This is a genomic window from Sphingopyxis sp. GW247-27LB (assembly GCF_002277025.1).
In the GTDB taxonomy this organism is placed as follows: Bacteria; Pseudomonadota; Alphaproteobacteria; order Sphingomonadales; family Sphingomonadaceae; genus Sphingopyxis.
In genome coordinates this window covers 1-23,400 of record NZ_NIWD01000005.1, presented here as the reverse complement: position 1 = coordinate 23,400, position 23,400 = coordinate 1, and the positions used below count along the sequence as shown (strand labels likewise).

Below are 23,400 nucleotides of genomic sequence, written 5' to 3'. Positions count from 1 at the left end.
TGAGGGAGTAATCATGCGGTTTGCGCGATATCGGACCGGCAATGGAGAAGGTATCGCGGTCGCCGATGCTGGCGATGATACATGGGCTGCTCTCAACGAGAAGGATCCCGGCTATCTGGGATCGATTGAGACATTCATCGCCGCTGGTGGGGATTGGACGGCAGTTGCGCAGGCGATCACGCGCTGGGTTGGCAGGATGGACATCGCGGAAGCACCGTTGCTGCCTCCCTTGGCAAATCCTTCGAAAATCATCTGCATTGGCCTTAACTATAGCGACCATGCCCGTGAAACGGGCATGGTGGTGCCAGACTATCCAACCGTCTTTGCGCGGTTTTCTTCCAGCTTGATTGGCCATGGGTCACCGATTATTCGCCCTCGTGCCTCGAACCAGCTCGATTTCGAGGGCGAGTTGGCGGCCGTGATAGGCCGGGCAAGGGCGAGATATCGCACCTGATCACGCTCTCGACCATCTCGCGGGCTATTCGGTATTTAATGACGCCAGCGTGCGCGACTTTCAGCGCCGCACGTCGCAATGGACGATGGGCAAGAATTTCGATTCCACAGGGGCTTTTGGACCGTCGTTCGTTCCGGCCTCGGTCCTGCCCCCCGGCTGTCGCGGATTGCGCATCCGGACAATCCTCAACGGCGTTGCGGTACAAGACGCCAATACGGCTGATATGATCTTCGACGTCGCTACGTTGGTTTCGACGATAAGCCAGGTGATGACACTCAACGTCGGCGACGTCATTGTCACTGGCACACCGTCCGGCGTCGGCGCCGCGCGAACGCCGCCGCTTTGGATGAAGCCGGGCGATGTTTGTGAGGTCGAGGTCGAGGGTATCGGTCTGTTGCGCAACCCGATTATCGGGCAGGACTGAATGAAGCAACGGACGTGACCTCGGTGACGCTATGAGACTGAGACCCCTGGATTTTCTCGCGCTTGCAAAGGCACAGACGAAAACATTCGAAGAAAGTCGAGGGACCGCTAACAGGTCGCCAAGTGTTGGAGGTTTCAGGGCTATTTGCCCGTCTATGGCCAGTGGAGCGCGTATGCCATCGCTTGATCTTGAAACAGGCCGGTCATCAGAAATCTACGACTATTTGCGGAGGCGTTTGTGCATAGCGAGTAGCTAGTGCGTCGCGGTGAGCGATTGAAACGGGGTCCGCGGTGCGCGGGATCACGAGTTCCTTTTCGAGTGCGAAGCCGTCGCTCAAGGGAAGCTGCAGTCCGTCGATCACTGCCCGCTTGGCCGAAACCAGCGCGGGCCGATAGTGGCGCGCAACCCGTCGTGTCCATTCAAGCGCCGCTTCCCGGAAATCGGCAGTCGGCAACACGGCCTGCACAAGCCCGATCTGCAGCGCTTCTGCGGCATCGATCTTACGGCAGCTTAGGATGATATCGAGTGCGCGTCCGGCTCCGATCAGTCTGGGCAGGCGCTGGGTCCCTCCCGCGCCAGGGATTTGGCCGACGGCCACTTCAGGAAGGCCGAAACTGGCGATGGTCGACGCAATTCGCAATGTGCAGGCAAGCGCAAGTTCGGTCCCGCCGCCCCAGGCCTGGCCGTCGATGGCGGCAATGACCGGTTGCGGCAGATCCTCCAGTAACTGCGGCGTGGTTCGCCAGGCTGAACGTTCGCCTTCGACGGGCTCACCGCGTGCGGCTTTGGCGAGGTCGTCAAGTTCGGCGTGTGCAACAAAATAGCCGGGCAGCGCGCTTTCGATCAGGATCACCGAGATGTCATCGCGGTCGCCAAGTGGCGTAAGCAGCGCCGCCAGTTCGCCCAGCGCTGCAAAGCTCATGAAATTACGCGGAGGCCTCAGAAATGTGGCGATCGCGATGTTTCCATCCTGCCGCAGGGTCCAATTTGTCATCGTTCGTCGCCCTCGCTGCCATTGGTTTCTTATGCGTTGCGTGCCATGAGGCCGCCATCCACTGGAATAACGGCGCCGGTCGTGTAGGACGCGCCGGGGAGGCAGAGGCTGAGGGTCATTTGTGCCACCTCCTCCGGGCGGCCATAACGGCGCAGCGCGGTCCGACGATTTGCGAAGATTTTCTTGTCCTGCTCGGTGGCGAAGGCCGTCATCGGCGTGTCGATGGGGCCGGGGCAGATCGCGTTGACGAGGATACCGTCCTTGCCGAGATCGACCGCAAGCGCTCGGGTAAGGCCCGCCACACCCGCCTTGGTTGCGACATAGGCGCTGTCCAGCGGCGTCGCGCCCAACGCCTCGGTGGATGCGATATTGACCACTCGCGGCGCGCGCGACTGACGCAGCCAAGGCAGGGCAGCGCGAACGATACGTTGCTGGGCCGACAAATTGACGGCGAGCATACGGTCCCAGAACGCGTCATAGCCTTCATCATCGATGGCCATGAAACCTGCGATGCCCGCATTGTTGATGACGATGTCGATACCGCCGTACCGGCCGGCGACGGCTGTTACGACCTCTCGAATTGCGGAGCCGTCACCGACATCGAGAGTCCAGCCGTCCGCCGAGCCGCCGTCGTTCCGGATCGCTGCCACGACCTGGTCGATCCCCTGGGTATCGCGGTCGATCACGGCTACGCTTGCTCCTTCTGAGGCAAAGAGCCGGGCAGTGGCTGCACCCATGCCGTTCGCAGCGCCGGTGACAAGTGCCACCATACCCCTGACTGACCGCAATGCCGGATCGATGTTCATGCTGGATTGCTCATTTTTGCTGGAGGGAGGCGCAACGTATCTACCGACCGTCGTCACGGCGCCATCACGTCCGCGAGCCGTGCACGGGTCACCGGATAGCCGGCGTCCTCCGGGATGCACAGCCATTGCTCGCCGTCGACGTCGCGTATCTGGGGCGATATCGTCTGCTGCCGCACCGTGGCTAGATGCGTGAGTGCGTCGTCGAACCGCGAATAAGCCGCCAGTCGTTCGAGATTGCGCATCGTCGGAAAGATAATCCGGTGATCACCAGCCGCGGCGCCGTCGATCGCTTGGCGCGCGGTCAGCCAGCGATGGCGCGACGCTTCGTCGGTGTCGACTTCAATTTCGCGCAGCTCGCCGCCCGCTATCCGGGCGATATAAAAGCGCGTATCGAAACGACGATGCTCGCCCAGATTGGGACACCATCTTGCGAAAGGAACCAGACGCGACAGGTCAAGCATGCATTTAATATCAGTGAGCAACTCGCTGAAGGGCTGGTGTCCCTTCAGCGCGGTCCGCCATTCACGAATGGTGTCGTCGGAAAGATTCGCGTCCACGCCTATCGCCGTGCCAGTTTCCTCGATTGCTTCACGGACTGCGGCGATGCGCGCTGCGCGCTCCTCGGTTTCGGACGGTGCATGTCGCAGCAGCGCATCGTTTTGGGCGATCGCATAATCGTCAGCATCGATTCTGCCGCCGGGGAACACCAGCGCGCCCGCCGCAAACGCCATCGACGCTGTGCGCTCTATCATTAAGTGTTCGGCTGGCCCAGCATCGCTCTGGCGAAAAAGGACGATTGTTGCTGCCTTGATAGCGGGTGTCGGATCGTGCGCCATCACGATGGCTCGCCTCTCTGGCCGTGTTGCATGTTGCCTCTTCCATGATTGCGGTTTTTCGCCGCTTGATTAAGGCCTATACTGGTAATACCAATCGGTCAATCTGCAGGGAATCGGCCATCGCGGTCGATCGCGGAGCTATGTGCGATCGCGAAAATCGGGGATGAGATGTGAAGGCGTTATGTTATTTCGGGCCTTACGACGTTCGATATGAAAGCGTGGACGATCCGAAGGGACAATCGGTTCAGGACGTTATTGTCAAAGTTGACGCCTGCAGCATCTGCGGCAGCGACTTGCATATTTACCATGGAGACGGTGCGGCTTTTATCGAAGGCACGGGCTTCTGCATCGGTCACGAGGCGATTGGTGAGGTCGTGGAGAGTGGTTCGGGAGTGAATCGGCTCAAGACGGGCGACAAAGTCATGCTGCCGGGCGCGATCGGTTGCGGCGCATGCGGCCGGTGCCTTGCAGGCAATGTAAGAAACTGCCTCAACGGTCGGCAGCAGGTGTTCGGGCTGGGGCCATCGCTTCAGGGCTGTCAGGCCGAGTTGGTGCGTGTTCCGGTGGGAGATTTCAACCTTGGTCTGATCCCCGAAGGAGTCAGCGCCGACCAAGCGTTGATGCTTACCGATTCCCAGGCAACGGCATGGTTTGGCTGCCGTCAAGCCGAGATCGGGGCGGGCGCTAGTGTGGCGATTATCGGGCTGGGGCCAATCGGCCTGATGGCGATAGAAAGCGCGTTCGTGCTGGGCGCATCACGAGTGTTCGCCATCGATCCAATTCCTGAGCGGCGCGATTGGGCGATATCGTTGGGAGCGGAAGCGCTGAGCCCGGACGAAGCGATGGAAATGATCAAAGCCGCCACTCAGGGCTTGATGGTCGATTGCGTGGTCGAGGCCGTTGGGCACGATGCCACGATCCAGCTTGCCATCGCATTGACGCGTCGCGAGGGCACTGTGTCCGTACTGGGCGTCAACAAGAATATGGAATTTCCATTCCCGATGGGTGCTTGCCTGTCGCGAGGCATTACTTTTCGCATCGGTACAACTTCACCACCCGAGATGTGGCGCGAACTGATTCCTCTTGTCCAGCAAGGTCGCCTAAAACCTGAACGCTTCATCACCACAAGGTTAATGCTGTCGGAGGGGGCAGACGCCTATCGCGCGCTTGACGAGCGACGCCCCGGCATTCTCAAAACGGTGATCAGCCCCTGATTGCCAAAACGGATGGACAAGGCATTCGCTTTTTAGGTAAGACCAATTCGAGAGCGACATTCGCTTCAATGATCAACAGCAAAAACACGGGCGCAAGCCCGGCATGAAGGAGAGGTATGAGCGGAATTCACCCTTCGGCCCACGCACGCTCGAGACCGGACCATATCGCGTACAAGATGGTTCCCAGTGGTCAGGCGGTAACCTATGGGCAACTTGAGGAGCGATCCAACCAGGCCGCACATCTGCTGCGTTCGCTAGGACTGAAGCGAGGCGATGTAATCGCCATATTGATGGAGAACCATCTCCGCTACTTCGAGCTTAGCTGGGCGGCCGATCGCGCCGGGATTTATTATACGTGCATTTCCAATCGCCTGACGCCAGCGGAAGCGGCCTACATCGTCTCGGATTCCGGTGCGAGTGTGCTTTTTACGTCGCTTGCGCTGCGCGATGTCGCGACCGATGTACTCGCTTTGGTACCCGGCTGCGTCGGGTATAATGTGGACGGAACGGACCCTGTTTTGCGCGATTATATGGCCGAACGGGAAAAATTTCCGGTCACGCCGATTGCCGATGAAAGCTGCGGCACGCCGATGCTCTATTCTTCGGGGACGACCGGGCGGCCGAAGGGTGTGAAGTTCGCGCTGCCGGAACAAGCGCTGGACGAAATGGATGGGCTTACCAGCATTGCGGTCAACAGCTTCGGCTTCGGGTCCGACATGATCTATCTCTCACCCGCTCCAATGTATCATTCCGCTCCGTTACGCTGGTCGATGTGCGCGCATCGCGTCGGCGGAACAGTCATCGTGATGGAAAAATTCGACGCCGAATATGGTCTTGCGCTGATCGAACAGGAACGGGTGACGCATTCACAATGGGTTCCAACCCATTTCGTACGAATGCTCAAGCTGCCCGAGGATGCGCGTACGCGCTACGATCTATCGTCGCACCGCCTGACCTTTCATGCCGCTGCACCCTGCCCGGTTCCCGTCAAGCAAGCGATGATGGCGTGGTGGGGGCCGATTATCCATGAATTCTACGCCGGCACTGAATTCAACGGTCTCACCTCGATCACACCGGAAGAATGGTTGGCGCATCCTGGGTCTGTCGGCAAAGCCACATTCGGTCAGATTCATATCTGCGCAGACGATGGTGTTACCGAACTGCCGACCCGCAGCGAAGGATTGATTTATTTTTCCGGGGGTATGCCGTTCACATACCATAATGATCCTGAAAAGACGCGCGACGCTTATAATGCTCTGGGCTGGAGTACCTTGGGTGACATAGGCTGGGTGGACGAGGAGGGATATCTATACCTCACTGACCGTAAGAGCTTCATGGTCATTTCGGGCGGCGTCAACGTCTATCCGCAGGAGATCGAGGACGCGATCATCGGCCACCCCAAGGTCGCCGACGCCGCGGTGGTGGGCGCACCGGACGAAGATCTGGGCGAACGATTGGTCGCGGTAATTCAACCGCTCGATTGGGCAGATGCAGGTCCGGGGCTGGCCGATGAGATACAGGTTTTCCTCGCCGACAAGCTGAGCAAACTGAAAATCCCGCGCCAGATCGACTTCATGGTTGAGTTGCCTCGTCACCCAACCGGAAAGCTCTACAAGCGCCTTCTGCGGGACGGCTATTGGACAAAGGCTGAGGCCAAGGACGCGTCCAGAGCCTGAAGATCTGAACGGTCACATGCAACAATTTCGCGAGAGGAAACATACATGACGCTGTCCACCAATCTGGATGCACGCACGATCGAGATCGACGGTGTCCGCATCAGCTATGTCGAGTCCGGCGAGAATCGCGAAGTACCGCTGTTGCTTTTGCATGGTGGCGGGCCGGGATCGGGCGGCGTGAGCAACTATATCCGCAACATCGGGCCGCTTTCTGAAAGGCTCGGTCGCGTCATCGTGCCCGACATGCCAGGCTTCGGCTCGTCGGAAAACAAGATCGAACCCGGTGGGGGCCTGATGGGCCGCTATGCTGATGTAACGTTAGGCCTGATGGACGCGTTGGGTATTGCGCAGGCGGACATAGTCGGCAATTCGATGGGCGGCGGGCAAGCGCTGAGCATCGCTTTGCGCTTTCCGGAGCGTGTCCGCCGTATGGTGCTGATGGGGCCGGGCGGCATGCTGCCGATGTTCACGCCTTTCCCGACCGAAGGCACTTGCCGCATGGCGACCTTTTACGCAGGGGAGGGGCCGAGCGAAGAAAAGATGCGCGGCGTCCTTGAGATGCTCGTGTATGATCAGTCGGTCATCACGCCGGAACTGGTGAAGGAACGTGTCAAGGCGGCCACCCGTCCAGACGTGATTGCTGCGCCGCCTTGGCGCGATCACATTCTCGATCCCTTCTGGCAGGAAAAACTCTGGGAAATCGAGCATGAGACGCTGATTCTCTGGGGCCGTGAAGATCGCGTCAATCCTGCGGATGGGGCGTTCTATTTTGGTAAAGTGATCCAAAATGCCGAAGTGCATCTCTTTCCGAAATGTGGCCATTGGGTGCAATGGGAAAAGGCAGAGGCGTTCAACACGATAGTTGCGGACTTCTTGAGTCGCGATGCTGCCTGATCACCCGGAAACCGACATGCGATTTACTTGTCGGACGACAAGTCGGCCTTGTTATTGAGGAATGATGACTTATAGCGGGCAAATGGACGCTAATTCGGAACACTCCAATGCAAGGGCGCGTCAGGCTTCCGCGACTGCGCCGCATCGCACACAGGCGGATCGGCGCGAGGAATCGCAGCGCCGGATGCTGCAGGCAGCAGCTACTCTGATAGGGCAGAATGGCATTCGCGGCACGAGTCTCGCCGAGGTGGGAATTCGGGCTGGTTACAGTCGCGGGCTTCCAGTCGAGCGATACCAGACCAAGCTGGGCATGGTTCAGGCACTGCTCAACGACATGGACAGCTGGATGACGAAGGTATTTGACGATGTCACTCTGGGAGTGACCGGTGTCGATGCCGTAACAGCTTTGGTTGGGGCTCACGTCGCGAGTGCCCGACATTTGCCCGAAGGCACGGCGGCGTTCCATGCCATCCGGCACGAAGCGCGTTTCGGCATGCCGGAACTCCGCGCGTCCGTTGAAGACATGACCCGGCGTTGGCGTTCCCGGTTGGCAGTCCACATTTGCGAGGCACAGGCGGCATCGCAATTCCGTGGCGATATTGACGCCAATGTTCAGGCACGGGCGATCATTGCGTTGATCAGTGAGTCCATGCGGGATGAACCCGGAGAGGCGGGAGGCGACAAACTCGCGATGGACCTCCTCGAATTGATACGGAGGCTGTTCGCGCACGCGGACGTCAATCTCTGACGCGCGCGCCTCGCCCAATATCGAACCTGCTTGCAGACGCATTTCCCGCCCGATGACGCGGATCGGACGGTCCGTGAAAGTTTGGTATGGACAATCAGTTCGAAAGATGATTGCTTGTCGGCAAGTAATAAACATCGGGCCGTCGCTGTGTCGCGCGGCAGGAATTACGGGAGATGACGATGGAGTTTCTACCAGAGCTTTTTCAGCCCATGAAGGTTGGCCCGATGCAGGTCGCCAATCGTCTGATGATGGCCGGGATGTCGTCAGGCATTGAGGTCGATGAAAACGGCGAAGTAACTCCCGGAATGATCGCATATTTCGCTGAGCGGGCGAAGGGTGAGCCGGGCATGATGGCGATCGGCGCCTCGCAGGTCATACCGCCGGAAGTGCCCACGCGGATCAACGGCTTGGCACTCTATAGCGACCACGTTATTCCTTCGATGCGGCGAATGGTCGACGCTATCCATCAATATGACACGAAATTTGGCATTCAGCTCTGGAACGGCGGCGGTACGGAAGGAACTGGCCCGGGTGGCGACCTGTTATCACCCTCCGGCTTGTCGTCGAACGTCCGAAATGCACGCGCAGACGGGGGCGGGCGCAAGACCGCCCAGGTCAACCGCGCATTGGAATTGGAAGAAATCGAACAGATTATCGGCTATTTCGCGCAAGGCGCGACGCGGGTTGCCGAAGCCGGCTTCGACTTCGTCGAAATACATGCGGGGCACGGCTATCTTATCAGCAACTTTCTCACTCCGCTGTTTAATCGCCGTGTTGATGAATATGGTGGTTCTTTCGAAAATCGTACCCGCTTTCTCCTTCGTATCGTCGCAGCCGTGAAGGCGGCTGTGGGCGACCGCATAGCGGTCGGTCTCAAATATAATGGCGATGACTATCTCGGCGAAGATGGTTGGACGCTCGCGGATAGCTGTCGCCTGGCCCCGTTAGCCGAGGCGGCGGGAGCAGATTATATCACGGTAACTGCAGGGCTGGTCGGGTCTCCCAAGCTGACGATTCCCCCGATGTATGAGCCGCAGGGGTGCTACACCGATCTTGCCGCGGCGGTGAAGCCGACGGTTTCTATTCCCATTGGCACGATCGGACGAATCAAGGATCCTCGCATGGCGCGCGATCTGGTTGTTGAGGGCAAAGCGGATTTTGTGTGCATGGGGCGCCCCTCGATTGCGGACTCCGATTTTTTCGGCAAGACTCGTCGGGGCGAATTGGGGGACATCAGGCCCTGCCTGGCGGATTGCCGCGGCTGTATCGACGAACATCTACGTCGAGGCGGAGCCGCAAGCTGCGTGGTCAATCCTCGGGTCGGACGCGAACTGGTCTGCGTCGATGTTCGCGATAGCGCGAAAGATGCGTCGAAGAAGGTTCTGGTTATTGGTGGTGGGCTGGCTGGTATGGAGGCTGCGCGTCAAACAGCCTTTGCAGGGCACGACGTAACATTGTGCGAAAGGCGCGACCGGCTGGGCGGCCAGATGAATTTCGCGGCGATGATTCCGGGCCGTAAGGAAATCGCCGATATTGTTCCATGGTATGAGGGGCAATTGGCAAAATATCGGGTGGATGTGAAGCTGGGAACCACTGTCGACGAAGCGCTGCTTCGCGCGATTTCTCCGGATGTCGTCTTCATAGCCAGCGGCAGCATCCCCGAAGTGCCTCAAAATATGATCGACATCGTTATGAAGGCCGCCAACATTCAGATTATGATGGTCGACGAGCTTCTTGAAGACCATATGGAGCCGGGCAACAATATCCTTGTCATCGGCGGCGATCAGAACGGAATGCTGATAGCCGACTATCTATCTGAGGGTGGCCGCAGCGTGATCGTAGCGGAGGCTCATGGCCATTTCGCCCAAAAACTGGCGGGGCATGATCGCTGGTATCTTCTGAACCGGCAGAACGCGAAGGGCGTGCGGCGCGTCAAGGATGTGCGCGGTATCGAGGTCGGCGGGAACGATGACGTCTGGTTGGTCACAGACGCCGGGCGAGAACTTCTCGACGGCATCGACACGATCGTGTTCGCTAGTGATCGCCGGTCCGACCGTAGTCTGCTCGAACTTGCGAATGGGATCGGCGCGGAAACTTTCGTCGTAGGCGATGCACATGACGCCGTGTCGGAGAACGCGGGCACGATCTTCGCCAACATCGCGCGTGCCTATGACGTAGCTCGGCAAGTTTAGGACACCGCGGACGACCGGTATGAGCGGTCGCGGAAAAATGCGCGGCGCTCCTTGCCCGTGGGGTTACGAACTGGGCGACATTGAGCGAGGCGGACATACGACTATCGACGAGTTCGTTGTTCGAATGCGACTGCATGAAGGGCAGACGATCTCTTCCGCCAAAGCTAATTTGACGGTTTTTCTTTGGCGACGACGCCCATTGCAAGCGCAGATCGGCGGATTTCGCTGTTTGGTGGTTTCGAACTCACTCTAAGTGAGGCCAATTGATCGGAAGTCACAATCCGGCAAGATATGGCTCGGCCTCACCGCACATTGAGCCCCAGTTCGCTCAAGAGCTGGCCAGCCTGCTCGCGTGAGATCGTCGCACCGCGAAACAGGCTGGCATCGACAAGCCGCAAGCCGCCGAGGTCAACGCCTCGCAAGTCGGCGCCGTCGAAGCGCGAACCCGTCAAGACCGCATCGCGCAAACTGCATTCCTCGAATATTGAAGCGCGAAAGTCGCATTTGCGCAGATCGGCTTGTCCGAAATCGATCTTCTTCAAGGTTTGCTTGCGGAAAGAGTATCCTGGCAATTTGGCGTGGATCAGCAAGGTTTCCTCAAAGCGAACGTCGAGGGCTTTGGCTTCCGACATATCCGCGCCTGTCAGCTTGCATCGCTCGAAGGTCGCAGCGGCGAGGGTCGATCGCCGTAGGATGCAATTATTGAAGTCGCAGCTGATAACGGTTGCATCGCTCAAATCGGCCCCGGTAAATTGGGCAAGAGGTGCGCGGCACGACCGCCAAGTCGTTCCTTCCAGCTTCGAGCCTGCGAAATCGGCGCGGCGCAGGCTGCAACGCTCGAATGTCCAACCAGACAGGTCCAGGCCGGCAAGATCGGCTTCCTCCAGATCGCAGTCGATCAGATGAGAGGGTGATGATTGTCTGAGTAAGTGCTCGATGTCGGCTCGCGCCAACGCCCGCTTGCAAACGGAGCGATCGGAAAACAGATTATCCATCGGGGACTGGTAGCTTGGTCTCGCTGTGTTATCCACTGTCACCGCGCATGGGCACGAGCTTGCTGCCGCCTCTGGTCCGGCACGGGCGCTTCGGCATCCGCGTTTGCAATAGATAAAATGGCTTTTTCTTTAGCTCGGCCTGATACAATCCGGCGGTCGGCTTGTGTCATGGCCGACCCGGCGATACGGTGAGGATCATTTGATCATCAAGTAGAGTTCCAGATACTCATGACCTCCGAAAAATCGTCGACAGACGAAAAGAAACGCACCAAGCGAGCGCCGCCGGCTGGAAAATATAAGCCGATCAAGACTCGCCGGATTTTCGAGGAAATTTGTGCCAGCATCCGCTCCCAAATGATAGCTGGCGAACTGAATCCAGGCGACCGGCTACCGCCAGAACGGGAACTGGCCGATATGTTTGCAGTGAGCCGCACGGCCGTGCGCGAAGCGTTGCGCAGCCTCGAAATGTTTGGACTGATTGATTTGCGCAAGGGCAGTCGTGGCGGTGCTTTCGTCGTGGAAAGCGGGATCGGTGTGATCAGCCAGTCATTCCGTGATATGGTTGATTTCGGCCGCGTCTCGTTGGAAACATTCATGGATGCCCGGCGTATGATAGGAGAGGTAGCGATCCGTGCTGCCGCCAAACGGACAGACCCCGGCGATTTCGGCAAGTTGATACCGAAGATCGCCGTGATCGAGGCTTTGACCGACGATGGCAACGTTCCGGAACGTCGCGAGCGTATTGTGGATTTCACGAACGAGCTCGCTGAATTTGCAGGAAACGAAGTCTTTTCAGCTATCACAGTTGCGATGTCGGAAGTCATACGAGCCTATAGCAAGGTGACCGGGCCGGTGCCGCTGTTGCCTATAGCGCCTGCGTTTCGTGAAATCCTCACCGCGCTGAAGCAAGGCGACGTGGAAGAGGCAGTGCGTGTTCACAACGAGATTTCCGATATCTCGTTGGAGCATTTGGTGCGTTTACGCGACGAATTCGGGCACCCGGCTGGCAACCGGTACATGACGCGGAACGGCTAGCGCCTCCTAGCCGATGGCATTGTTCGCCGTTAGCATCTGGCGCGTTCCCCTGAGCGCCAATGCAAAGCATAGGATAGCGCCGGGGCCGGCGACCATGCCCAGCACCGACAGTCCGCGTCCAAGCGACATCGGATCTCCCTGCCATTGTGTGGACAAGAGACCGACTGCCGTTGGGCCAATCGCAAAGCCGAGCATACTCGTGCATAATAACGACAGTGCCATCAGGCGCGCGCGCATCCGGCTTGGTCCAAATGCCTGCATCGCCAAGGGGCCTAACGAACCTGTGGTCGCCAGACAGATCATGCCTCCCGAAACGCCCAGAAGCAGCGTTGTCGTCGTGCCGGCAAGGGGGGCGAGTATGAGGAAAGGTGCCCCCGCGATCGAAGCGATAAGAAAGGCCTTTACGATGCCGGTACCTTCACCAGCTCGATCCAGGCGGGTCGATAGCCAAGGAAAGAAGAATATGCCGAACATCGCGGCGGGCAATGTCAGGCCGATGAGATAGCCCGCGGTCGCGGGGTCTGCGCCATGGGCTCGTACAAGCAGCGTAGGCAACCATGCAAGGTTGGCATAGGCATACATGACGAGAAGCGCGGATCCGAGATAGAATGGCAGATAGAACCTCCATTTTGCTGAGAGGTAGCGCAGAAATGCCGAAAACGCGGTGTCTTCGATGGTCGCGGGACCGCCGCTTCTCAGCGGCTCGCGAACGGTTAAGAAGAACAGCAAGGCCAGCAGCAGACCCGGAAAGCCGACAATCAAGAGCGTCCCGCGCCACGGCGAGAGGCCGATTTGAGCTTCCAAAGAAGTCGCAATACCGAGCGTCGCGCCGCCGATAACGAATGATCCAATCGTCATGAGCCCGCTCATCGATGCATAGACCGACATAGGTAGTGCACGCTTATGCGCCGGAAACAGATCGGCAATCAATGAAATGGCTGCTGGCGTCAGCACAGCCTCGCCAAGCGCCACACTGGCGCGGCAGGTAGCGAGCATGGCAAAGCCGTCTGCAAAGGCCGAAATGACCGTGCCTGCACTCCATAGCGAAACACCGAGCGTAACGATTTTTCGGCGTTCACGCTGGTCGATCAACTGTGCGGCGGGCAGTCCAGCCAAGGCATAGACTATTGCGAATCCGGCCCCTAACAAGATACCCATTTGGCCGTCGCCTAGCTGCAACTCGCGTCCGACCGGTTCAGCGAGCAGCGCCAGAATGAAGCGATCTACGAACGATATCGCATAGATCAACGTCAAGATGCCGACGACATACCATGCCCTGGCGACCTTGACGTGCATCGTACGCGCGTCCGTTGAGCACGGTTCTATCAATATTCTCTCCGCATATCCGCCGCCACGTTCACATGGGGCCATTGGGTCGTGTCAGTTTGTCTTCCGACCGAGCGCACCGCTCGCAATCACGGATTCGATGGCCCGACTGTCCAGTCCGAGCACTTGTTCCAGCACCTCATGATTATGCTGTCCCAGCGTCGGGGCGGCTCGGGGATCCGCGACAGGTGTCCCGTTCAAGCGAAATGGCGGAGCAATATTGGGCACCATCCCGGCCACCGGATGTGGTATCTGGCTGACAAGACCGCGTTCGCGGATTTCAGCGCTGGTCATCGCCTCCGCAACAGTCGCCACGGGCGCTCCGGGAACGCCGGTTGCGCGCATCTTTTGAAGCCATGTGGCTCGCGTCTCGCTCGCAAAAATATCTGCGATCAGTGGCATGATCACATCATAATTGGCGGCGCGGCTCGCGTTGGTGGCAAAGCGGATATCTTCCACGAGATCAGGCCGCTCCAACACGTCGATGGCTAGGCGCTGGTAGGTGCGCTCGTTAGCGCAGCAGACGAATATATCGCCGTCGCGCGTACTGAAAACGCCCACGGGAGCGGTCGTTCGGCTGAAGTTGCCACTCCTGGAAGGGTTGCTGCCGCTTATCAGATAGTTCGTCGCTTGGTAGGCGAGCATGGTGATCGCTTGATCATACATCGCAACCTCAACCAGCTGACCTCGTCCGGTCCTGCTGCGCGCAAACAACGCCGCAAGGACAGCATTGCCGGCCATCATGCCGGAAGTGATATCGATGAGAGGTGTTCCAATCGCCATCGCAGGCCCGTCTGGCGCACCATTAATCGACATCAGCCCGCTTTCGGCCTGGGCGATCGGGTCGAAGCCAGTCCGCTTGGCCAAGGGGCCATCGCGACCATAAGCGGAGATCGAGCAGTAGATCAAACCGGGGTTGTCAGGCGCGACACTCGCATAATCGAGACCGAATTTCTCCATCACGCCTGCGGAGAAATTCTCCACCACGATGTCCGCTTGCGCAATCAATTGCCGGGCAACGTCGCGACCGCCTTCGTTGGCAAGATCCAGTCCGATGCTGCGCTTGTTCCGGTTTGCCCAGAGAAACGGTCCGCCTTCGCCACCGATTTCCGGTGGCTGCGCCATTCGCATGTCATCACCGCGGGCGGCATTCTCCACCTTGATCACATCCGCTCCCAAATCACCCAGCATCATCGTGCAGAATGGACCGGCAACGAAATGGGTGAAATCAACGACGCGGATATCTTCCAACGCCACTTCGGCTTGAGCGGGACGCGGATGATAAGCAGGTAACTCGAGTTGGCTCACGCAACAGTCTCCCAGATCAAACGCGATTTTTTCGCGCCCTTGACGATCGCGCCGCAAGCCTTTGCCCCTTCGCAATCCGTGCTTGACATGGTCATACCAAATGCTGAAAGATGTCAAGGTCGAATGGTCGAACCAATAGATAAATGATGTTTTGTCGACCTCGGCATCAAAAGAAATTGCCCGCATGAACGCGGAGCAGATCGAGGGAGAGGACAATGAAGGCGAATTTTTTTGCTGCCACTTCGGTGGCGGTTATCATGACCGTGTCGACCACGGCACATGCACAAATATCAACAGAAACGAGCGGGCAGGATTCCGCTGAGGCGGCAGAGAGCACTTCTGCGCAGGATATCGTTGTCACGGCACGTAAGCGCACGGAGTCGTTGCAGGATGTGCCGATGTCGATCGCCGTTCTCGGCGGTGAAACCGTTCAGGCGAAGGCTATCACAACCTTTGACAATCTTGCCACGGTTGCGAGTGGTGTCACTGTCCAGCGCGGCGCCAACAATGTCGCGACATTCTTCGTCCGCGGTCTGGGTACTGGCCCTGGCGCAGACGTGTTCGAACAGTCGGTGGCGCTTTTCATCGACGGGACCTACGCCGGGCGTCAGGCGGAATATAATCAGCCCTTGTTCGACACTGAACGGGTGGAAATCATCAAGGGGACGCAGGCTTCGCTGCTCGCCAAAAACACCAGCCTTGGCGCGGTCAGTGTCACGACCCGCAAGCCAGGGAGCGATTTCGCCTTCAACGGCCTGGCCTCCTATGAGTTGGCGCTCGGGTCGCACCTGCTCGAAGGCGGTGTCGACGTGCCATTCAGCGACACGCTCGCCGTGCGCTTTTCCGGCCAGACACTTTTGCAGAAGGGCTGGGTAACAAACACGCTCAATGGCGACAAATATATTCGCACCAACAGCCTCGCCGGGCGTGCGGTTGCGCAATGGCGTCCGACCGACACGCTCGACGTCACCCTCCTCTACCAGCAATATCGGACCGAAGTGCTCGGTTCGGCCGAAGAATATGTGCTCGACCGCCTCGGTGAAGCTCGATCGAGGGCTGAGTCCGCAGGCTTCTTCGGCTTCGAGACTAATCTCAACCGTCGGCTGGCATCGGACGACGACCTGATCGATCAGAACAATGAACGCAATACCGGACGCCGGGCGATCGCAACCATCAACTATAGTCTCGGCGACTACACGCTCACGTCTGTCTCGGCATACTCCAAATTCCTCCAGGATCGTCAATTCGACAATGACGTCCTGCCCGGAACCTGGATCACCGCCTATCCGCTGTCGAACGGCAACAGGCAGTTCACGCAGGAACTGCGTCTCACGTCGCCTGGGGAACGGCCGTTCAACTTCGTGGCCGGACTATTCTTCCTGAACGAGAAATGGTTCTACGACCGGACGGTGGCGTCGAGCAGGGGCAGCCTTCCGCCCGCGCAGGTGCCGCTGACTGGTGCCATAGCCGAGAATTTCGATCAGAAAACGACCACCTTCTCGGGTTTCGTGCAGGCGAACTACGACATTACCGATGCGCTGACTGTCAGCGTCGGCCTGCGCGGCACCAGTGAAAAGCGCGAAGCCAGTTTCTTTCGTGAAACCATCGAGCCGGGCCCCTTCGCAAGCGTCCTATATCCGCCGATCGCGCCGACCAACCGCTCTTTCACGGCGACGAACCTTGATGGATCGATCGGCGCGCAGTACAAACTCAACAGCGATGCGCTGATCTATGCTTCCTTCGCGCGCGGGACCAAAGGCGGGGGATTCTTCAATTCTCCGACATCAGCCGACACTGCACGCTTCCGCCCCGAGGTCGCCGACACTTGGGAGGTCGGCACGAAGCTGAGCTTTGGCCGCAGCTTCTTCAACCTGGCATTGTTCCAGACCGATATAAGCGACTTCCAGAACTATCTGTTCAACGGCCTCACCTATGACAGCCCGCCGCTCGACCTGCGCGCCCGCGGGGTCGAGGCCGAGGGGCGCCTTCAGGTGAACGACAATCTGCGCCTGTCGGGAGCTGTGACCTATCTCGATGCCAAGCGCGGCATCGACGTCAGCAACCGGTTCAACGACCACACCCGCCCCGTCAACGCGCCCAAGTGGAATGGCAATGTGAATCTGGGTTACGAAAACGGCGTCGGCGCCGACCTACTTTTCAGCGCCGATGTCGGGGTTCAATTCAAATCGAGCGTGTTCTACAATACGCCGTTCGCTACCCTGGGAGTCGGGCCCGTCCCGAACTCGGCGATCGTGTCCAAGGGCGAGTCGTATGGCCTTGTGGATGCGCGCCTGGCTATCGGCGCCGATGACGGCAGCTGGCAGGTGGCGGTGGTTGGAAAGAATCTGCTCGACCGCACATATATCGCCTATGCCCGACAAGGATCGCTGATCCCAGGAGCGTCGCTCGGCGTCGCGAACATGCCCCGTACCGTCGCATTGCAGTTCATCGTGAAACGCTGATCCTCCCATGCGGGCAGCGGATATCCCGCTGCCCGCCTTTTTCTGCAGGAGACACTCATGTCCGGACCGCTTTCCGGCGTCACCATTGTCGAACTGGCCGGACTTGGCCCCGCCCCATTTGCAGGCATGATGCTTGCTGACAATGGCGCAACCGTAATTCGCGTGCAAAGGCCGGGGGTGACAGCCGATCCCTATGATGTCCTCGCCCGCTCGCGCGAGGTGCGCACGGTCGATTTGCGCACGAGCGAGGGTGTAGCGGCAGTAAAGGAACTGGTGCGTCATGCTGACGGGTTGATCGAGGGTTTTCGTCCCGGCGTAATCGAGCGGCTTGGGATTGGCCCCGAAGTGCTGCTGGATGCGAATCCAGCGCTGGTCGTGGGCCGCATGACCGGCTGGGGGCAGGATGGACCCTATGCGGCAATGGCAGGTCATGACCTAAACTATATTGCCTTGACCGGCGCACTGAACGCCAATCGCCGCGGTGATGCGCTTCCAGCGATCCCGCTCAACCTTGTCGGTGATTTCGGCGGCGGGGGCATGCTGCTGGCGTTCGGCATGGTCTCGGCCATTCTGGCGGCTCGCGCCAGTGGCCGCGGTCAGGTGATCGATTGTGCGATGACCGACGGGACGGCGCTGCTCATGGGGATGGTGATGGGCTTTCATGCCCAAGGGGCCTGGCTCGACATACCTGCTTCTAATGTCATGGACACAGGATGTCACTTCTACGAGGTCTACGAAACCGCAGACGACAAGTTGATTTCGATTGCCGCCGCCGAGCCGCAATTTTATGCGCTGCTGCGCGAGAAAACCGGGACCGCCGACGATCCCGATTTCGATAATCAGCATGACCGCACCGCCTGGCCGCAGCTAAAGGCAAAGCTTGCCGCGATCTTCCGTGCCAAGACGCAGGCTGAATGGTGCGCGATCCTGGAGGGCAGCGATGTTTGTTTTGCTCCTGTCCTGTCTATGACGGATGCGCCACATCACCCGCATAATGTGGCGCGCGGCACCTATGTCGAGGTCGGCGGCTATGTCCAGCCTGCGCCGGCACCCCGCTATTCCGTTACAGTCAATGACAAACCGCGTCCGTCGTTTCACCCTTGAGAAGCATCGGCCATCGACAACCTGTGATTGGCACCATAACTAAAACCCCCATTACGTGGTGAGTTGGGGCAAGTTGGAGAGAGAATGACATGGCGAAGAGATTGCTTGGCAAGGTGGCTGTCATCACGGGCGGCGCGAGCGGCATGGGGCAGGCTTCAGTACACATGTATCTACGCGAGGGCGCGAAGGTCGTGATCGCCGATCTCAATCCGCAAACGGGGCAGGAAACGCTGGATAAGGCTAAGGCGGACGGATTCGGCGACGCGGTTCGCTTCATCCGTGTCGATGTCAGTCAAGAGGATCAGGTCAAGGCGATGATCGACCTCGCGATGGCGGATTTCGGAAGGCTGGACGTCGTCTTCAATAATGCCGGCGTCGGCGGCGCGATGGGCATGATTACCGAAACGACCCTCGAAGAATGGGACAGGAGCTTCGCGATATTGCTGCGTTCGGTGTTTCTGGGAACCAAATATGGCGCACTGGCCATGCGTGAGACGGGCGGCGGATCGATCATCAACACCGCGTCCACCGCGGGACTGGCCGGAGGCAGCGGCCCGGCCGCTTATTCGGCGGCAAAGGCTGGTGTGATCAATCTTTGCAAGAATGCGGCGATTCAGCTCGCCGCCGACCGCATCCGGGTGAATGCGATCGCGCCGGGCGGTATCCAGACCCCGCTGATCGCAACGGTGAAGACCGAGGACGATATGAAGACTTTCATGAAGGGCAAGCAGCCGTGGCCAGATACCGGAAAGCCCGACGACATTGCCTATGCCGCAGTTTATCTCGGTAGCGATGAATCGCGCTTCGTCACCGGAACGACACTGCTGGTCGACGGTGGCCTGCTCGCCTGGGGGCCGGGCCTGTTCCCTCACGCCGATGCGTCCGCAACAACCGGTTTCCGCATGAGCAGCACCGGAGAAGCTGACAAAGCCTAACCTTCGAATTCCCGCGAAGTAGGTTTTCGCGACGGGGGGTGGTCCTGTTATCGATAGCCGGCATCGATTATCACGCGTCCAGCGGAATTTTCCGCAAACAGTGAAACAAAGGCCGTCGCAGCATTCTCAATGCCGGCGATGATAGTCGGCTTTTCGACCAGTTCGCCGGAATGGAGCAGGCCACTGACGTGCTGCGAAGCCTCGAGAAAACGATCCTGAAAATCAAACAGAATAAAGCCTTCGACTTTTAACCGCCTGGTGATGATGGACGTTGTTTCGGTCCAGCCGCGGCCGCTCTTGGAATTATATTCGCTTGTTTGCCCGCAGACGGCGATTCGTCCTCTGATTTTCATCGAACGGATTGCGGCGTCAGTGATCGCTCCACCGACATTGTCGAAATAAACGTCGAGCCCGTCGGGGCTAACAGCGCGAATCGCCTCGTCCAGATTGTCGCAGGTCCGATAGTTGATCGCCGCATCAAGTTGGAATGTAGCGGTAAGGTCCGCGCATTTTTCATCGGAACCTGCGAGCCCAATAACATTGCAGCCATGCGCTCTCGCCAACTGTCCGGCAATGGTACCAACGGCTCCGGCAGCGGACGAAATCAGGACTGTCTCGCCCGGCTGGATCTTCGCAATATCAAATAGTCCGAAATAAGCGGTTAAACCTGCCGGACCCAGTGCGCCGAGCGCCGAGGTCAAGGGCAGGATCTCAAAGATACTGCGATCAAGACGCTCGACATTGTCACCCGTTACATTCGCGTGCGTGCTCCACCCCAAATCTCCGCGAACCAGATTGTCAAACGGCGTTCAAACGGGACCCCCGATCGGCGTCGAAGAAGGACCCCTTGCGGATATGATAGGGGTTTGTCGAGGTGAGCCTTGCGCTGCGTGCGGCGGAGGGCGGGCGTAGCCCGCCCGGAGGCGCACGCAGCGCAAGATAGATTTTTGAAGGCGGCGAAGGTGGCGGTCAGCTGCGGTTTTTGAAGCGCCAGCTATCGTTGCCCGTCTCGACGATATCGCAGTGGTGGGTGACGCGGTCGAGCAGCGCCGTGGTCATCTTGGGATCGCCGAAGACGGTGGGCCACTCGCCGAACGCGAGGTTCGTGGTGATGATGACGCTGGTGCGCTCATAAAGCTTGCTGATGAGGTGGAACAGCAACTGCCCTCCGGAGCGTGCGAACGGCAGATATCCAAGCTCGTCGAGCACGATCAGGTCGAGCCGCGACAGCTGCGCCGCCAGGGTCCCGCCCTTGCCGATCCGGGTCTCCTCTTCGAGGCGTGTCACCAGATCGACGGTGTTGAAGTAGCGGGCGCGAGCGCCTCTTCGCACGACATTGGCTGTGATCGCGATGGCAAGGTGGGTCTTCCCCGTCCCCGTGCCGCCGACAAGCACGATATTGCGCCGGGATGGCAGGAAGGAGCCATCATGAAGGGACCTGATCATCTCCTCATTGATCGGAGTGCCGTCGAAGCTGAACCGCTCCAGATCCTTCACCACGGGTAGCCTGGCCGCCGTCATGCGATAACGGATCGAGGCTGCATCCCGGTGGGTCGCTTCCGCGCGGAGCAGGTCGGTCAGTATCTCCATAATGGTGCGCTTGCGTTGGAGGCCGGTGGTGACGGCCTCGTCGAACGCCGCAGCCATACCCTTGAGGCCAAGGCCACGCATCGTATCGATCATATCATGCCGCTGCATCATAGCCTCGCAGCAGATCATAGCGAGCGCAGTCGGCAACCGGAGGATGGCGCAGCATCCGGTCTTCCGAGGTGACGATGCTATGGGGCGTCGCCGGCTCGCTGTGCCGCGAGAGGATGTTGAGGATCAGCTCGTCGCTGGCCGTTCCGGTCGCCAGCGCTTCGCGCGTGGCAGCTTCGACCAACTCCAGACCATCGGTGAGCACCGCCGAGAATACCCGCACGAACCTGCGATCTGCCTCGTCCCCGACGCCCAACCTTCGCCGTAATCGATGCAGCGCGGGCGGCAGATCCCAGTCTTGGAACGGCGCGCCATTACGGAGCGCGCCGGGCTTGTGCGCGAGGACCGGGAGATAATGCCAAGGATCGTAAATGGTGCGGTTCCGACCGAAGTGGCGCTCATGCTCCCCGACGATCTCTTCGCCGCAACGGATGACGATGCGATCGGCATAGGCACGCACCTGCACGGTCCGGCGCGCGGCCGTCGACATGACCGAGTAGCGGTTCCGATCAAAGCTGATGAGGCAGGTTCCGGTGACGGCGTGCTCGCTCTCATGGAAGCCGTCGAACGGTGCCAGGATCGGCTGCAGGGCCGGTCGTTCCATCTCCAGCGCCTCGGCGACGGTGATGTCGCTGCGCTCGGGATGGGCGTGATGCTCGGCCCAGCGTCGGCACTCCGCCTCCAGCCACCCGTTGAGCTCGGCTAGGCTGGCGAACCGAAGCCGCGGCTGGAAGAAGCGGCCCCGGATCGTCTGGACTTGCTGCTCAACCTGGCCCTTCTCCCATCCCGCTGCTGGTGAACAGGCCGTCGGCTCGACCATGTAATGATCGGTCATGATCAGGAAGCGGCGGTTGAACACGCGCTCCTTACCGGCGAACACGCTCGTCACCGCCGTCTTCATATTATCGTAGATACCGCGCCGCGGCACGCCGCCGAAGAAAGCGAACGCCCGAGCATGAGCGTCGAACAGCATCTCCTGGCTCTCACGCGGATAGGCCCGGACGTAAGGCGTGCGCGATGCGCAGAGACGAGCGTGCGCAACCTTTACCCGCAGCGGCTTGCCGGCGATCTCTACATCCTCGTGGCTCCAGTCGAACTGATAAGCCTCGCCAGGATGGAAGGTCATAGGGATGAAGGCCGGAGCACCTTCGCCCGCATCCTTCCGGCGCGTCACACGCCAGCGCGCCGCATAGCGGCGCACCGCATCATAAGAACCTTCGAACCCTTCGCGCGCAAGCAGATCATGGATACGCGTCATCCGCAGCCGGTCGCGGCGACCTCGCGCCTCGTTCTCCTCGAGAAGCGCATCGAGCCGTTCCTGATAGGGGCCAATCCGCGGTAAAGGCTGGACTGTGCGCTGGTAGTTGAACGCCGCCTCCGGCGACCGGATCGCCTTCCGGACCACCTTGCGCGATAACCGAAGATCACGGGCGATCGCCTTGATCGCCTTCCCAGACGCATGCTCACGCCGAATCCGAACCACTGTCTCCACTACCAACATCCCGTTCTCGCCAACTGATCAAACCAGTCAGCCGCCTAAATCCTCGGGATGAAGGGGTCCTTTTTACACGCCGATCACCCCCCGACGGGGGTGCCTATTGCACGCTGATCCTCAGGCGATCGCCTGCGGTTTGGCGTCGAGAATATTCAGCGCTGCGAGCGACACGTGGGTGCCAGTGCCGATCTGTAATCCAGCGGTAAGGTCAAGCGTCGTAAAAGCGGGAACGCGGACCGATCTTGATTGCCGATTGTCGTCGAGCGCGCTCATGTGGCTGACGTAGGCGGCGAGCGACAGGGGTCCGCCGCTGTAGGCCACGCCGCCGCGAGCTCGGAAGCGCGCCGGGTGAAAAAGCGTGCCCGCAAGGGGCGTCCATGCCTGTCCGGCAAGAAGCTGCTGGCGGCTCTTGAGTAAGCTTCCTGCAGCCGTGAGCGTGACCGTATCGCCGCTGCCCAGATCGATGCGGTAACGTACGGCGAGGTCAATGCCTTGGTAGATCTGTCGCGCGATATTGCGATCGCGGTTATCGATAAAGGCGACTGTCGTAGCGGGGCTATATGGGCGTCCAGAACTATTCTCGAGCCCGAGCAGCGAGCCCGCGATAATGTCGTCAAGAAGTGCGGCGCTGGGACTCAACGTTACGAAGTCAGAATAAAGCGGATGAGGTGGATGGCTCCCGCTCACGGCATCCAGGTGCCAAGATGGGTTGCTGTCATGCAAACCCGAGCAGAGGAGCCATCCACCATGGAGATTACCACGATCGGCCTCGATCTGGCCAAGAATGTTTTTCAGGTTCACGCA

The 23,400-nt window shown here is 59.3% G+C and carries 21 protein-coding genes; 11 read left to right on the top strand and 10 right to left on the bottom strand.

Going from position 1 to position 23,400, the window contains the following annotated elements; genetic code table 11:
* Positions 1-13 precede the first annotated feature (13 nt).
* On the top strand, positions 14-454 hold the full coding sequence (locus CD928_RS23715) for a fumarylacetoacetate hydrolase family protein (protein WP_255247036.1): 441 nt from the start codon (positions 14-16) through the stop codon (positions 452-454).
* Positions 444-878 (top strand): fumarylacetoacetate hydrolase family protein, encoded by a 435-nt coding sequence (locus tag CD928_RS23710; protein ID WP_255247049.1) that lies wholly within the window; start codon positions 444-446, stop codon positions 876-878. Before CD928_RS23715 ends, CD928_RS23710 begins: the two co-directional genes overlap by 11 nt.
* A gap of 205 nt (positions 879-1,083) precedes the next feature.
* Here the strand turns inward: CD928_RS23710 and CD928_RS04605 are convergent, their stop codons facing one another.
* Genes CD928_RS04605 through CD928_RS04595 form a run of 3 tightly spaced genes read right to left on the bottom strand, consistent with a single transcriptional unit; the run spans position 1,084 to position 3,514 of the window.
* Complete coding sequence (locus tag CD928_RS04605) at positions 1,084-1,872, bottom strand: enoyl-CoA hydratase/isomerase family protein (RefSeq protein WP_095385606.1); 789 nt, start codon at positions 1,870-1,872, stop codon at positions 1,084-1,086.
* A gap of 29 nt (positions 1,873-1,901) precedes the next feature.
* Positions 1,902-2,678, bottom strand: coding sequence for an SDR family NAD(P)-dependent oxidoreductase (locus tag CD928_RS04600; RefSeq protein ID WP_095385603.1), 777 nt, complete (start codon positions 2,676-2,678; stop codon positions 1,902-1,904).
* A 53-nt stretch (positions 2,679-2,731) separates the two neighbouring features.
* Positions 2,732-3,514: an NUDIX domain-containing protein gene (locus CD928_RS04595; RefSeq protein WP_176473462.1), complete on the bottom strand. Its 783-nt coding sequence runs from the start codon at positions 3,512-3,514 to the stop codon at positions 2,732-2,734.
* A 218-nt stretch (positions 3,515-3,732) separates the two neighbouring features.
* Between CD928_RS04595 and CD928_RS04590 the strand changes: the two genes are divergently transcribed.
* The 5 genes from CD928_RS04590 to CD928_RS04570 all read left to right on the top strand — a co-directional run bounded on the left by CD928_RS04590 (position 3,733) and on the right by CD928_RS04570 (position 10,238).
* Positions 3,733-4,728, top strand: coding sequence for an alcohol dehydrogenase catalytic domain-containing protein (locus tag CD928_RS04590; RefSeq protein WP_255247035.1), 996 nt, complete (start codon positions 3,733-3,735; stop codon positions 4,726-4,728).
* Positions 4,729-4,844: 116 nt separating this feature from the next.
* Positions 4,845-6,404, top strand: a complete 1,560-nt coding sequence (locus CD928_RS04585; RefSeq protein ID WP_217983717.1) for an acyl-CoA synthetase — start codon at positions 4,845-4,847, stop codon at positions 6,402-6,404.
* A gap of 45 nt (positions 6,405-6,449) precedes the next feature.
* Positions 6,450-7,298: an alpha/beta fold hydrolase gene (locus CD928_RS04580; protein ID WP_095385595.1), complete on the top strand. Its 849-nt coding sequence runs from the start codon at positions 6,450-6,452 to the stop codon at positions 7,296-7,298.
* Positions 7,299-7,380: 82 nt separating this feature from the next.
* Complete coding sequence (locus CD928_RS04575) at positions 7,381-8,046, top strand: TetR/AcrR family transcriptional regulator (protein WP_217983716.1); 666 nt, start codon at positions 7,381-7,383, stop codon at positions 8,044-8,046.
* Positions 8,047-8,219: 173 nt separating this feature from the next.
* A complete protein-coding gene (locus CD928_RS04570; RefSeq protein ID WP_095385589.1) occupies positions 8,220-10,238 on the top strand; it encodes an FAD-dependent oxidoreductase in 2,019 nt (672 codons plus the stop codon).
* Positions 10,239-10,540: 302 nt separating this feature from the next.
* Here the strand turns inward: CD928_RS04570 and CD928_RS04565 are convergent, their stop codons facing one another.
* Positions 10,541-11,233 carry a pentapeptide repeat-containing protein gene (locus CD928_RS04565; RefSeq protein ID WP_095385586.1) on the bottom strand — a complete coding sequence of 231 codons (693 nt, stop codon included), beginning with the start codon at positions 11,231-11,233 and terminating at the stop codon, positions 10,541-10,543.
* Between the two features lie 228 nt (positions 11,234-11,461).
* Here CD928_RS04565 and CD928_RS04560 point away from each other — a divergent pair, with 228 nt between their 5' ends.
* Positions 11,462-12,268, top strand: coding sequence for a FadR/GntR family transcriptional regulator (locus CD928_RS04560; protein WP_095385584.1), 807 nt, complete (start codon positions 11,462-11,464; stop codon positions 12,266-12,268).
* A gap of 6 nt (positions 12,269-12,274) precedes the next feature.
* Here the strand turns inward: CD928_RS04560 and CD928_RS04555 are convergent, their stop codons facing one another.
* Positions 12,275-13,564 carry an MFS transporter gene (locus CD928_RS04555; protein ID WP_176473450.1) on the bottom strand — a complete coding sequence of 430 codons (1,290 nt, stop codon included), beginning with the start codon at positions 13,562-13,564 and terminating at the stop codon, positions 12,275-12,277.
* Between the two features lie 84 nt (positions 13,565-13,648).
* A complete protein-coding gene (locus tag CD928_RS04550) occupies positions 13,649-15,088 on the bottom strand; it encodes a CaiB/BaiF CoA-transferase family protein (RefSeq protein ID WP_095385579.1) in 1,440 nt (479 codons plus the stop codon).
* Between the two features lie 29 nt (positions 15,089-15,117).
* Here CD928_RS04550 and CD928_RS04545 point away from each other — a divergent pair, with 29 nt between their 5' ends.
* The 3 genes from CD928_RS04545 (at position 15,118) to CD928_RS04535 (ending at position 19,403) form a co-directional block, all read left to right on the top strand.
* Positions 15,118-17,364, top strand: coding sequence for a TonB-dependent receptor (locus tag CD928_RS04545; RefSeq protein ID WP_095385576.1), 2,247 nt, complete (start codon positions 15,118-15,120; stop codon positions 17,362-17,364).
* Between the two features lie 57 nt (positions 17,365-17,421).
* Positions 17,422-18,468, top strand: a complete 1,047-nt coding sequence (locus CD928_RS04540; protein ID WP_095385573.1) for a CaiB/BaiF CoA-transferase family protein — start codon at positions 17,422-17,424, stop codon at positions 18,466-18,468.
* 89 nt (positions 18,469-18,557) lie between these two features.
* The gene (locus CD928_RS04535; RefSeq protein WP_095385570.1) at positions 18,558-19,403 is read left to right on the top strand and encodes an SDR family NAD(P)-dependent oxidoreductase; all 846 of its coding nucleotides are present in this window, start codon (positions 18,558-18,560) and stop codon (positions 19,401-19,403) included.
* A 47-nt stretch (positions 19,404-19,450) separates the two neighbouring features.
* On the opposite strand, the gene CD928_RS04530 is transcribed toward CD928_RS04535, so the two are convergent.
* From CD928_RS04530 to CD928_RS04515, 4 genes are all read right to left on the bottom strand, one after another.
* A complete protein-coding gene (locus CD928_RS04530) occupies positions 19,451-20,104 on the bottom strand; it encodes an NADP-dependent oxidoreductase (protein WP_176473449.1) in 654 nt (217 codons plus the stop codon).
* 268 nt (positions 20,105-20,372) lie between these two features.
* On the bottom strand, positions 20,373-21,101 hold the full coding sequence (gene istB, locus CD928_RS04525; RefSeq protein ID WP_095385564.1) for an IS21-like element helper ATPase IstB: 729 nt from the start codon (positions 21,099-21,101) through the stop codon (positions 20,373-20,375).
* Complete coding sequence (gene istA / locus CD928_RS04520; protein WP_095385560.1) at positions 21,088-22,602, bottom strand: IS21 family transposase; 1,515 nt, start codon at positions 22,600-22,602, stop codon at positions 21,088-21,090. Before istA ends, istB begins: the two co-directional genes overlap by 14 nt.
* 111 nt (positions 22,603-22,713) lie before the next feature.
* Positions 22,714-23,400: TonB-dependent receptor (locus CD928_RS04515; protein WP_141237085.1), on the bottom strand; the 687-nt coding region annotated here is incomplete at its 5' end.

Coding starts and splice junctions, on each gene's coding strand:
- CD928_RS04570 (WP_095385589.1), top strand. CDS start 8,220: ATGACGATGGAGTTTCTACCAGAGCTTTTTCAGCCCATGAAGGTTGGC.
- CD928_RS04595 (WP_176473462.1), bottom strand. CDS start 3,514: ATGGCGCACGATCCGACACCCGCTATCAAGGCAGCAACAATCGTCCTT.
- CD928_RS04585 (WP_217983717.1), top strand. CDS start 4,845: ATGAGCGGAATTCACCCTTCGGCCCACGCACGCTCGAGACCGGACCAT.
- CD928_RS04555 (WP_176473450.1), bottom strand. CDS start 13,564: ATGCACGTCAAGGTCGCCAGGGCATGGTATGTCGTCGGCATCTTGACG.
- CD928_RS04575 (WP_217983716.1), top strand. CDS start 7,381: ATGGACGCTAATTCGGAACACTCCAATGCAAGGGCGCGTCAGGCTTCC.
- CD928_RS04540 (WP_095385573.1), top strand. CDS start 17,422: ATGTCCGGACCGCTTTCCGGCGTCACCATTGTCGAACTGGCCGGACTT.
- CD928_RS04535 (WP_095385570.1), top strand. CDS start 18,558: ATGGCGAAGAGATTGCTTGGCAAGGTGGCTGTCATCACGGGCGGCGCG.
- CD928_RS04580 (WP_095385595.1), top strand. CDS start 6,450: ATGACGCTGTCCACCAATCTGGATGCACGCACGATCGAGATCGACGGT.
- CD928_RS04605 (WP_095385606.1), bottom strand. CDS start 1,872: ATGACAAATTGGACCCTGCGGCAGGATGGAAACATCGCGATCGCCACA.
- CD928_RS04565 (WP_095385586.1), bottom strand. CDS start 11,233: ATGGATAATCTGTTTTCCGATCGCTCCGTTTGCAAGCGGGCGTTGGCG.
- CD928_RS04550 (WP_095385579.1), bottom strand. CDS start 15,088: ATGCGGGCAATTTCTTTTGATGCCGAGGTCGACAAAACATCATTTATC.
- CD928_RS04560 (WP_095385584.1), top strand. CDS start 11,462: ATGACCTCCGAAAAATCGTCGACAGACGAAAAGAAACGCACCAAGCGA.
- istA (WP_095385560.1), bottom strand. CDS start 22,602: ATGTTGGTAGTGGAGACAGTGGTTCGGATTCGGCGTGAGCATGCGTCT.
- CD928_RS04600 (WP_095385603.1), bottom strand. CDS start 2,678: ATGAACATCGATCCGGCATTGCGGTCAGTCAGGGGTATGGTGGCACTT.
- CD928_RS23715 (WP_255247036.1), top strand. CDS start 14: ATGCGGTTTGCGCGATATCGGACCGGCAATGGAGAAGGTATCGCGGTC.
- istB (WP_095385564.1), bottom strand. CDS start 21,101: ATGCAGCGGCATGATATGATCGATACGATGCGTGGCCTTGGCCTCAAG.
- CD928_RS04545 (WP_095385576.1), top strand. CDS start 15,118: ATGAAGGCGAATTTTTTTGCTGCCACTTCGGTGGCGGTTATCATGACC.